General features: G+C 61.5%; 14 protein-coding genes and 1 tRNA gene. 9 read left to right on the top strand and 6 right to left on the bottom strand.

Annotated elements, in window-relative coordinates:
* Nucleotides 1–8: 8 nt before the first annotated feature.
* The 3 genes from Y708_RS0120700 to Y708_RS0120690 are packed head-to-tail and all read right to left on the bottom strand — an operon-like array spanning nucleotide 9 to nucleotide 2,092.
* Nucleotides 9–1,172, bottom strand: coding sequence for a winged helix DNA-binding domain-containing protein (locus Y708_RS0120700; RefSeq protein ID WP_028281381.1), 1,164 nt, complete (start codon nucleotides 1,170–1,172; stop codon nucleotides 9–11).
* A 23-nt stretch (nucleotides 1,173–1,195) separates the two neighbouring features.
* Nucleotides 1,196–1,804, bottom strand: a complete 609-nt coding sequence (locus Y708_RS0120695; protein WP_028281380.1) for a flavodoxin family protein — start codon at nucleotides 1,802–1,804, stop codon at nucleotides 1,196–1,198.
* Nucleotides 1,805–1,843: 39 nt separating this feature from the next.
* A complete protein-coding gene (locus Y708_RS0120690; RefSeq protein ID WP_028281379.1) occupies nucleotides 1,844–2,092 on the bottom strand; it encodes a DUF2630 family protein in 249 nt (82 codons plus the stop codon).
* Nucleotides 2,093–2,263: 171 nt separating this feature from the next.
* Between Y708_RS0120690 and Y708_RS0120685 the strand changes: the two genes are divergently transcribed.
* A tRNA-Val gene (locus tag Y708_RS0120685) sits at nucleotides 2,264–2,340 on the top strand.
* A gap of 59 nt (nucleotides 2,341–2,399) precedes the next feature.
* On the opposite strand, the gene Y708_RS26900 is transcribed toward Y708_RS0120685, so the two are convergent.
* Nucleotides 2,400–2,870: a DUF4383 domain-containing protein gene (locus Y708_RS26900; RefSeq protein WP_035777125.1), complete on the bottom strand. Its 471-nt coding sequence runs from the start codon at nucleotides 2,868–2,870 to the stop codon at nucleotides 2,400–2,402.
* Between the two features lie 176 nt (nucleotides 2,871–3,046).
* Here Y708_RS26900 and Y708_RS26895 point away from each other — a divergent pair, with 176 nt between their 5' ends.
* Nucleotides 3,047–3,844, top strand: a complete 798-nt coding sequence (locus Y708_RS26895) for an SDR family oxidoreductase (RefSeq protein ID WP_155853976.1) — start codon at nucleotides 3,047–3,049, stop codon at nucleotides 3,842–3,844.
* A 4-nt stretch (nucleotides 3,845–3,848) separates the two neighbouring features.
* Here Y708_RS26895 and Y708_RS0120670 read toward each other — a convergent pair whose 3' ends face one another.
* Complete coding sequence (locus Y708_RS0120670) at nucleotides 3,849–4,529, bottom strand: TetR/AcrR family transcriptional regulator (RefSeq protein ID WP_028281378.1); 681 nt, start codon at nucleotides 4,527–4,529, stop codon at nucleotides 3,849–3,851.
* Between the two features lie 93 nt (nucleotides 4,530–4,622).
* Here Y708_RS0120670 and Y708_RS31325 point away from each other — a divergent pair, with 93 nt between their 5' ends.
* From Y708_RS31325 to Y708_RS0120660, 3 genes are all read left to right on the top strand, one after another.
* Entirely contained in the window at nucleotides 4,623–5,045 is a 423-nt protein-coding gene (locus Y708_RS31325; RefSeq protein WP_253905910.1) for an alcohol dehydrogenase catalytic domain-containing protein, read from the top strand.
* A 10-nt stretch (nucleotides 5,046–5,055) separates the two neighbouring features.
* The gene (locus Y708_RS31320) at nucleotides 5,056–5,649 is read left to right on the top strand and encodes an NAD(P)-dependent alcohol dehydrogenase (protein ID WP_253905909.1); all 594 of its coding nucleotides are present in this window, start codon (nucleotides 5,056–5,058) and stop codon (nucleotides 5,647–5,649) included.
* Nucleotides 5,650–5,754: 105 nt separating this feature from the next.
* A complete protein-coding gene (locus tag Y708_RS0120660; RefSeq protein ID WP_028281377.1) occupies nucleotides 5,755–6,465 on the top strand; it encodes a DUF4386 domain-containing protein in 711 nt (236 codons plus the stop codon).
* A gap of 39 nt (nucleotides 6,466–6,504) precedes the next feature.
* Here Y708_RS0120660 and Y708_RS0120655 read toward each other — a convergent pair whose 3' ends face one another.
* Entirely contained in the window at nucleotides 6,505–7,188 is a 684-nt protein-coding gene (locus Y708_RS0120655) for a TetR/AcrR family transcriptional regulator (RefSeq protein ID WP_028281376.1), read from the bottom strand.
* A gap of 268 nt (nucleotides 7,189–7,456) precedes the next feature.
* Here Y708_RS0120655 and Y708_RS0120650 point away from each other — a divergent pair, with 268 nt between their 5' ends.
* The 4 genes from Y708_RS0120650 to Y708_RS26875 form a co-directional block, all read left to right on the top strand.
* Nucleotides 7,457–8,452: an NAD(P)-dependent alcohol dehydrogenase gene (locus Y708_RS0120650; protein WP_253905908.1), complete on the top strand. Its 996-nt coding sequence runs from the start codon at nucleotides 7,457–7,459 to the stop codon at nucleotides 8,450–8,452.
* Between the two features lie 70 nt (nucleotides 8,453–8,522).
* A complete protein-coding gene (locus Y708_RS26885; RefSeq protein ID WP_051479247.1) occupies nucleotides 8,523–9,446 on the top strand; it encodes a DUF4389 domain-containing protein in 924 nt (307 codons plus the stop codon).
* A 90-nt stretch (nucleotides 9,447–9,536) separates the two neighbouring features.
* Complete coding sequence (locus Y708_RS26880; protein ID WP_035777123.1) at nucleotides 9,537–9,755, top strand: hypothetical protein; 219 nt, start codon at nucleotides 9,537–9,539, stop codon at nucleotides 9,753–9,755.
* Between the two features lie 45 nt (nucleotides 9,756–9,800).
* Nucleotides 9,801–10,070: transposase domain-containing protein (locus tag Y708_RS26875; RefSeq protein ID WP_173401541.1), on the top strand; the 270-nt coding region annotated here is incomplete at its 3' end.

Raw genomic sequence — 10,070 nt, 5'->3', positions numbered from 1 at the left:
GGGAATACCTACGCGTGGTGCCCCACTGTCACCTCGCCTAGCGCCAGCGACACCTCCCCTTCCATGACGACGCCGAGCAGATCTGCCTGCGCTTCCAGCTCACCCAACTGCCGCTTGCCAAGCCGCCTGAACGCCTCTACCGTGACTGCAATCCGCTTGCCTGACCGCTTCTGATGCCACACACCGCCCACCACGCCGTCCACCAGCAACACCTGCATGGTGCCTGCCTGGCCGTTCCCAAGCGCCCGGGTCGTGGCCTGCCCGGCAAAGACCCGGGGCCGGGGATGCGAGCCGATTCCGTACGCATCAAAGTAGGGCAGCAATCGGGTCCCACTCGACGGCTCGTCCGGGAAGTCGCCATCTCCGGCGTTGATCCAGGCCGGGCCGCCCTCAAAACCAACAGATTCCAACCTGTCACCGAGGCTCTCAAAAGTCCCCACCGCCCACGCCGGCGAGCAGCCGATCCACTGCGCAAACTGCCGCGGCGTCGCCGGGCCGTAAGCATGCAGGAACCGGCGCACCGCAAACTCCACCGCATCCAACGGGGCGGCAGGCTCGAATCCCGGCACCCACGCCAAGAGGTTGGTGTAGGTGATGTTCCGTCCGCGGTTCGGTCCGAAGCACAGCATCCCCCGCCGTCCGGCGTAGGAAATGGCCTGCATCCACCGCGGACCGTTTCCCTGGAAGGCGGGCACCACCGGGTCCCCCGCCCACGGGCCGGTTGCGGCGATCACCTCGCGGCTGAGTTCCTCGCGCGTCAGCTCCCGGCCGTCCAAGGCTGCGGCGATCGCATCGAAAACCTGGCCGGTCTGGTCCGGCGTCATACGGGCGTGCTTGGGCAATGACGACGGCGGCGTGGGTATGGCCGCCAGCGCGCCCATCCACAGTGCCACGTCAGCAGCCGGAAGCAGATGAACCGTTCCGCGTGGCCCAAAGCTTTTGACCAGCGACCGTTCTTCCCACAAAGCAGCCCGCACATCCCGCCGGGTTACGCCGGGAACCCGCAGCCCCAGCGAATGTTCCGCAGCGGACATCACCTGCGCGTGGGCACCACAAATCGAGCCCGCCATCTGCGGGATCCGGCCGCGCGCCGTCGTCGTTCCCTTATTCGCACGGCCCAGCCCCTGCCGCTCGAGTCTGCGCGCGCACGCCTGCTCCCAAGTAACGTCCATGGGCACAGGCTATCCCCCTCGCGTTACTCCGGCGGGTAGGACGCCACCTTCAGCGACTTCGCCACGTGCGCTGCGTTGCGGGCCAGCATGGAAATCGAATGGGCAATGTTCTCCGGTACCTCGTCCAGGTCTTTGAAGTCGACGGCCTGCATTGCCTCGCCCACCCAATAGGTGCCGCCCTGCGCAGGAACAGTGAAGCCGATGTCGTTGAGTGCCTGCATCATGTCGGCAACAGTTTTGTGCGCGCCGTCCTCGTTGCCCACCACTGACACCACTGCGACCTTGTTGTACATGATCGGCTGGTCTTGGTCATTGGTCTCGGCGAGGTCGGCGTCCAGGCGTTCGACCACACGTTGCGCCAGGCTGCTGGGGTGACCCATCCAAATGGGAGTGGACAGCAGGAAGATGTCCGCGTCAAGGATGCGCTGCCGCAGCCCTGGCCACTCATCACCGTTGCCCATGTCGGTTTTGACGCCGGGCGCCACATTGTGGTCAACAACCCGGGCCGACGACGTCGTCACCCCGTTCTTGGACAGCTCCGCCAGGATGTGGTTGGCCATGAGCTCGCTGCTAGATGGTTCCGGCGAGGGGGTGAGACTGCAGATCAGGGCAAATGCTTTCAGGTTCTCCATGGTGTTCCTTCTTTAGAATCGATCCAGGGGTGGGTGCAGCTACTGGCGGTATCCTTCAACCTGGTTGATGGGTCGGGCGGTGGCGTCCTGGGGGCTGTCTCCCGCAACCTGCTTGGCTCGGCGTTGACGCAGCAGGTCCCAGCACTGGTCAAGCTCCGCTGCCACCCGCTTCAGCTGGTCACGCTTGTCCCCGGCGGCGTCGTCGTCATCCTTCATGGGCTCGTCGCGAAGCTGATGCTCCTCGTCAACGAGGGCCTGGATGCGCGCCAGAATCTCCTGATCGTTCACTGCAATCTCCTCTGCTGTCATTCCTGCGCAGGTCCATGCAGGTCGCTTCACTGAATCCAGCCTGAGATTGTCAGGCTACGTATCATCCGCCGGAATATCCAGAGCAGGTGGCCGACCGCTCCCGTTTGTGCTCAGGGCCGGTGAATGACCTAAACTGACTGGGAACCATTTGCCTGTGTAGCTCAGTCTGGTAGAGCATCCGCTTCACACGCGGAAGGCCCGGGGATCGAGGCCCCGCGCAGGCACCATTGAAAGACCCGCCCCCTTGTGGGGTGGGTCTTTTTACTGCCGGGTATACGGCGCCGGATCAGTGCGCTCCGGTGCGTTCGCGCCTGCCTCCAAACAGCAAGGCGAGTGCAATCATGCCGATCGCCAATCCGATGTGAAGGATGTTGTCAGCGCCGTTGAATGGCACAAAGTTCGCTACAGAATCGTGTGGAACAACCAGTCCGTAGATGAAAAGGACCGCGTAAACCACCCCGCCCCACAGCAGATAATTCCATGAACCCGCACTGGTGCGCGCAAACAGAACACCAATCACCCCATAGAGGAAATGGACAATATTGTGAAAGACCGATACTTGGAATAGGCCCAGTAGCAGGGCCTCGGACTCGTGCCCTATGAGCCCCAACTGGCCGTAATTGGTGGTAATGCCCGGAATGAATCCGAGCACGCCCACCAGAAGGAAAACAACGCCAACAACCAGCGCTCCCTTCTGCACATTGGACCGTGCTGAGACCGACGTTTCGCCAGCCCCTGCTGAACTTACAGATGCCATAACGAACTCCCCTTTTGGAGGCCGCCCCAGCGGGTTGACCGGCTTCCATCCTTGGACTTAATGTTCCCGCCGTTCATATCCACAGAGTGGCACCATCCACCGGTGATTGGAAGCACGCTTTGTTATCTCTTTGATAAACCTTGTGTTGCGCTTCCGCCACGGTCAGGATGGAAACCATGACCTTCTCACCAACTAAAGCAATCGTCACGGGATCCAACTCAGGAATAGGGCAGGCTACGGCTGTTGCCCTCGCAGAGGCGGGATTCGACGTCGGAATCACCTGGCACTCGGGCAAGGACGGAGCAGAGGCGACCGCCGAGCTGGTTCGAAAGGCGGGCCGGAAAGCTGTTATCGCACAGTTGGACACGTCGGACGCACCCGCCTGCGGTGATGTGATCGACCACCTGGCGGAACAGCTTGGCGGTGTGGACGTCTTCGTGAACAACGCCGGAATGAACAAACCGCAGCACTTCCTGGACACAGACTTTGACACGTGGCGCCAAATCCTCTCGTCTAACCTCGACGGGGCGTTTGTCTGCATGCAGCGAGCAGCGCGTCGCATGGTGAACGCAGGTAAGGGCGGCCGGATCATCGCCGTCACCAGCGTGCATCAGGAACAGCCGCGGGTTGGCTCTTCGGCCTACGACTCGTCGAAGCACGGACTCGGCGGCCTGATCCGCACCATGGCCCTGGAACTTGCAGATAAGGGCATCACGGCCAACGCTGTTCTGCCGGGCGAGATCTTCACTGATATGAACGACGCCGAGGGAGCCGACCCCTATCGGGTGCACCGCCCCGGCGTGCCCGTTGGCCGCCCCGGTCATCCTCGGGAGATCGCGGACGTGATTACGTTCCTGGCATCGCCGGCATCGGCCTACGTCAACGGGGCTTCCTGGGCGGTCGACGGCGGCATGCTGCAAATGGGGCCGCAGGCCGGATCGCACTTGACCGACGATGAGTGGCGGAAGGGCTGAACACCTACTCGCCGTCGACGGTAATCCATCCCTCAACGGCATCCAGGATCACACCCAGCCCAATGTCAAACTCGTCTCCAAAGTTGTAGCCAGGCTGCAGCACATGCTCGGTCGCGATCTCAAAGAGGTACGGGTAGGCCCCGCCGGCGAACATCTCCACCATGGGCGCAGCAACTTCGGCGACGGGTTCCGGGCCGCTCAGCGGCAGCGCCGCTTCTTGGAGTGCGAAGCCATAAATATAGCTGTCGAGCAAAGCGTAGGCGTGCGCGGCAGACTTCACTGACAAGCCTGCCCTGCGCAGGGTGCCAAGGGTGGCGTTGTGGTGCTGCAATGTTGCCGGACCCGGACTTGTCCGCGACTCCAGCAGCCCGATGGCCCAACTGTGACGGCCCAACACCTGGCGGACGGACGCCGCACGGCGGGACATCTCCGAGCGCCAACCACCCCGGTCCGATGGTGTCTCGATTTCGCTGAAAACAATGTCAATGATGCCGTCGAGGATTTCCGACTTGTTGGCGACATAGTGGTAGAGCGACATCGGTTTGGTGTTGAGCGCCTGGGCGAGCGACCGCATCGTCACGGCTCCTATACCGGACTCATCGGCGACTCCAACGGCGCACCGCAGTACGCGGCCCCGGCTGAGCGGTACACGCTCCGCTGAGATTTTCCTGGTTTCTTCATTCATCTCTCTCTGAGACTATCGCATTTTAGTACTTAGTACGATAACGTATTCGTACTAAGTACGAATACGTGTGGCCGAAGTGATGAGGAACCAGTGATGAGTTCAGTTGGACAACAGGAAGCGAATGGTTACGGCACAGATGACCAGGCTGCGGATGGGCTGATGCGGGCGATTGTGCAGGACAGCTACGGCTCCACGGAGGTCCTCCAGTCAGCTAGGATCCCCCGGCCCGGAATTGCGGACAATGAAGTACTCGTCCGGGTGCACTCTGCAGGGCTCGACCGGGGAACATGGCACCTCATGACGGGACAACCTCACCTGCTTCGTCTCGGTTTTGGACTGCGGGCGCCCAAAAATCCGGTGCCGGGCACGGACGTTGCAGGCACGGTTGCCGAGGTTGGCTCGGCTGTGACAAAGTTCCGGGCGGGTGACCTGGTATTCGGAATCGGCCGGGGCTCCTTCGCGCAGTTCGCCGTTGCCCGCGAAGACCGGCTCCCCCNCGGCAGGCGCCACCTTTGAGCAAGCCTCGGTGGTTCCGACGTCGGCAATCACCGCTTTGCAGGCCCTGTGCGACGTCGGCCGAGTCAAGGCTGGACAGAAGGTCCTGATCAACGGCGCATCCGGCGGCGTAGGTACCTACGCTGTACAACTGGCCAAGGCGTTGGGCGCCGAAACAACCGGCGTCTGCAGCACCACAAAACTCGATCTCGCGCGCTCGCTTGGTGCCGACCACGTCATCGACTACACACGCGACGACTTCGCCGACCGCGCACACCGGTATGACCTGATCCTTGACATCGGAGGCAGCCCAACGCTGTCGCGGCTCCGCCGGGCGCTGACGCCCACTGGCACGGCCGTGATCATCGGCGGCGAAGCCGGCGGCAGCTGGACGGGAATGGGTCGGCAACTGCGTGCGGTGGCACTGTCACCGTTTGTCCACCAGAGGCTCACGATGTTCGTCTCCAAACTGCGCACCAAAGACCTTGAAACGCTTGCCGCATTCATCGATGCCGGCACGCTAACGCCCCGCATCGACAGGACGTACCCGCTCGATCGGGTGCCGGAGGCCATGCTGCAGCTCATGGCCGGAAAGGTGAGGGGAAAAATCGCGATCACCATCTGATGCTGCAGGAACACGCGGCCACCCTGCTCCAATGCCGCCGGTACCGTCCAAGGGCACGAAGAAACCCTCGTGGCAATGACTCTCTCACTGACTAAGGATGAAATCATGGAATCTCAAAAACGCCTGGCACGAACTGCCGGCGTGCTCTACCTCGCCGTCGCCATTCTGGCAGGATTCGCCGTCGGCTTCGTGCGTACTCTAATTTATGTGCCCGGCGACCCCGCCGCCACGGCGGCCAATATCGCTGCCAATGAAGGCTTGTTCCGGCTCGGATTCCTCGCGGACCTCACCCAAGCTACCCTCATGTTATTCATCGCAATGGCCCTGTATTTACTACTCCAGCACGTCAACACGAATGTTGCCCGTGCGATGGTCGTGATAGTTGCCATCAGCGTCGCAATCCAGGCACTGAACCTGGCGCCATCTTTCACCACGCTCGGGATCGCCACTGACCCTGATTACACAGCCGCGTTCGGCGCGGACGGTGCCGACTCCCTCGTCATGGTCCTGCTGGATCTGCAGCAAAACGGCTTCCTCATTGCCCAAGTCTTCTTCGGTCTCTGGTTGCTGCCACTCGGATACTTGGTGCTTAGATCCACCATGTTCCCAATGGCGCTGGGTGTGCTGCTGATCATCGCGTGCTTCAGCTACCTCATTCACCTGCCCTTCATGTTCCTCTGGCCCGAAGTAGGGACGCTACTGACTCCAATCATCGCCGTGCCAGCCATAGCGGCCGAAGTATGGATGGTCTTCTACCTGCTGATCAAGGGCGTAAAAGCACCAAAGCCTGTCGACCACGCGCTCGCTGTGGCCTGACGGAAAAAAAGTTCCATGCAAGGACACCCAGCACATCCTTCAGGAGTTGCCGATATCCACCAGGTGAGCGGCCTCGATGCCGTCAAGGATCAGTTCGAGCCCAAACGGAAACTCGTTTCCGTAGGCGTAGCCGGGCTGCAGAATGTGGGTAACGGCCATCTCGGCAAGATGCGGGAAGGCGTCCGACATCATCTCCTGCTGCGCCATTATGTCCTCGGTCGAGGCATTGATGTCACCGGATTCGCTCAAGGGCAGGGAGGCCTCCTGCAGTGCGAACCCGTCAACGTAGCTGTCGAGAAGGGACATAGCGTGGGCCGTCATTGCCATGGAGAAGCCGGCGCTGCGGAGGCACTCGATGACTGCATCGTGGTACCTCAAGGTGGCCGCTCCAGGTGTAGCTCGCATCAGGCTGATTGCCCACGGGTGACGCACAAAAGCGCTGCGCGTGGACTCCGCCCGTTCGCGCAATGCCATCTTCCAATCGGCGCCCGCAGAGGGCGGCGTGATCTCTTTGAAGACGACGTCAACCATGCCGTCAACGATGTCGTCCTTGCTCTTCACGTGGTAGTACAGCGACATTGCCTCAACGCCGAGTTCCTGGGCAACCTTGCGCATGCTGAGCGCCGGCAATCCGCCCGAATCGGCGAGCGCTACAGCAACCTGAACCGCCCTCGCCCGGGTTACGGGAGCCCTTGAACCCGTTCGCGCTGGTGCGGGTGGCATACTTTCTCCGTTTCGGTGGACATGATGGGTCCGATCTCTAGATCGCTACCTTACGTCGTATGGTATCTTCAATTGCAACCTTACACTGTTAGGTTGGCTGGGGATCAAGGCCCTCCACGGTCCATCGTCCCGCGAAATTGGCAGGCCCGTACTCACGGTGGCCGCTCCCCACAGAATCCATCAATCAGCCCAATCGGGCTAAGCATTTTGAACCTAAAGGCCGCGTGAAGCGGCATACCAGAAGGCACTGCAGACAATGGCACAAACAATGGATACGAACAGAACCACCGCAACAATGAAGGCAATCGTTCAACGCACCTACGGCTCAGCCGATACGCTGCGCTTGGAGGACATCACCAGGCCGGCAATGAAAGACACCGAGGTGTTGATCCGGGTGCATGCAGCGGCGATCAACCACGCGGATTGGGTTTACACGACCGGTCGCCCGTTGGTCTCGCGCCTGGCTTTCGGGTTGCGCGAGCCCAAGAGCGCAGTCCGCGGCAAGGACGTCGCGGGCGTGGTGGAAGCGGTAGGACACAATGTCACGCAGTTGCGCCCCGGCGATGAGGTGTACGGCGAGCTTGAGGACGGAAGTTTCGCCGAATACGCGGTGGGCCCGGCAGACCTGTTCGCACTAAAGCCAGCCAACCTGTCCTTCGGGCAGGCAGCCACAGTCCCCGTATCGGGGAACACCGCCCTCCAAGGGCTGCGGGACGCCGGGAAACTGCAGCCGGGACAGAAAGTCCTGATCAACGGCGCATCCGGCGGTGTGGGAACCTTCGCCATCCAGATCGCCAAGGTGCTCGGTGCAGAGGTGACCGGCGTGTGCAGCGCCGAAAACGCCGAACAGGCCCGGTCGCTCGGCGCGGACCACGTCATCGACTACGCCGGGGAGGACTTCACGAAGAGTGGGCTGCGCTATGACCTGATCTTCGACCTGGTCGGCAACCACCCGCTCACGGCTTTACGGCACTCCTTAACCCCGAAGGGAACGCTGGTGCTTTCCAGCGGTACCGGCGGCCGGGTGCTTGGGCCCATGGTGCGCATCCTCCGGGCCCTGGTCATGTCGCTCTTTGTCAGCCACACCCTGCGCACCGGGCTGCTGAACGGAAACAAAGAAAACCTTGACCTGCTCCGGGCGCTGATCGAAGCCGGAAGCATTACACCGGCCATCGACCGGACCTACCAACTCAGCGAAACGTCTGCGGCTCTACGCTACTTCGCCGAAGAACACGCCCGCGCCAAAATCGCCATCACCGTATAACACCATCCGGCACCCGCCGGGTGACAACACCTACAATCCCCTTCCAGCACCAGAAACCAGGACCAACACCATGAATTCCAGTCCAGTCGAACCGTTCCATCCTTTCACCCTGCCGCCCGAAAAAATGAGTCCGGCATACATGTCCGTTCTTGTCACCGGAGTTCTACTAGCCTCCGGCTCACTTGGCGTCCTCGCCAATTCCGGGCCCGTCCTCGCAGTCATCGCGATGCTCGCCGCCGGAGTTTCACTCATCATCGCCGGGGCCCTTGGCCTCGGCAACAGAATGCTCTCATCCTCCAGCCATGGAATCAGCGGAGCCGCCGGAGGAGCCTATCCAGCACGTTTAGAGGGACAGCTGGATCCCAACCTCTCGCGGTGGATGTGGCTGGTCAAATGGTTCCTGGCCATCCCCCACTACATCGTCCTGGCCATCCTCGGGATTGCCTTCGTGGTGGTGACCGTGGCCGCCGGGGTAATGATCCTCTTTACCGGCCGCTACCCGGCCTCGCTCTTCCAATTCACGGTCGGCGTCATGCGTTGGCACTGGCGCGTGGCCTTTTACGCCAACGGAGTGATGGGCACGGACCACTACCCTCCATTCACACTGGCTCATACCGATTATCCGGCCACCTTCGACGTGGCCTACCCCGAAAAGCTTTCCCACGGGCGGGTACTGGTCAAGTCCTGGCTCCTTGCCTTACCCCACCTGCTCATAGTCGCACTACTCACCGGCAGCGTGTGGGCCTCCTCAAGCGAGGGCGGCACCAACGGGATGTCGCTGTTGGGCCTGCTCGTCTTCATCACCGCCATCATCCTGCTTTTCACCGGCGTCTACCGTCTGGGACTATTCAACCTGATCATGGGAATCCACCGCTGGTTCTACCGGACCCTCACCTACACCGCACTCATGCGAGACGACTACCCACCCTTCCGCCTCGATCAAGGCCCACACGACCCACCCGCACAGCCCATCACCTCCAGACAAAGTCGGTGAAAAGCTTTCAGCAAGTTGTCGGTTGGCGTTCACCGGACGTTCAGGCTTCGTCCGTAACGTGGTGTGTGTCACATTGAAAGGACACCACCTGTGGATATCCAGGCGCTAAAGCACGACGACGTACCGGTCTGGTCCCGCCTCGAACGCGGGCAGCGGATCACCTTCCACCATCACGACGACGGCCCGGTGACCGGTGTCCTCGATGAATGGTCCAACGAAGCATCAGTTCTGTGGGTTCATCTCGCCAACGGTGCGGGCCGCCGGCTGATCCACCGGGAAGACGGCTTTCTGCTGGAGGGCTCCGCCTAGACCCAATGCCGTTTACTTAGGCTGTGATCTGTTAAACTTTTTGGCATGGCGCGTAGTGGTTGGGTGAAGCCCGAAAGTCCTGAACGGTTGAGCGATCATGTCTCGCTCGGTGTATTGACGCGGGTCTTTCCGCCGGCGGTCGTGGACCGGGTGATTGCCGGTGCCGGTGCCGGGCAGTTGAGGAACCGGCTGCTGCCCTCGCGGCTGATGGTGTATTACGTGATGGCGATGGCGTTGTTCGCGGCCGGATCCTACGAGGAGGTGATGCGGTCGCTGCTGGCCGGGCTCGATTGGATTACCGGGCGGTTCGGCGGC

It is taken from the genome of Arthrobacter sp. H5 (assembly GCF_000520595.1).
Lineage (GTDB): Bacteria > Actinomycetota > Actinomycetes > Actinomycetales > Micrococcaceae > Arthrobacter_D.
This window is presented reverse-complemented; position numbering and strand designations above follow the sequence as displayed.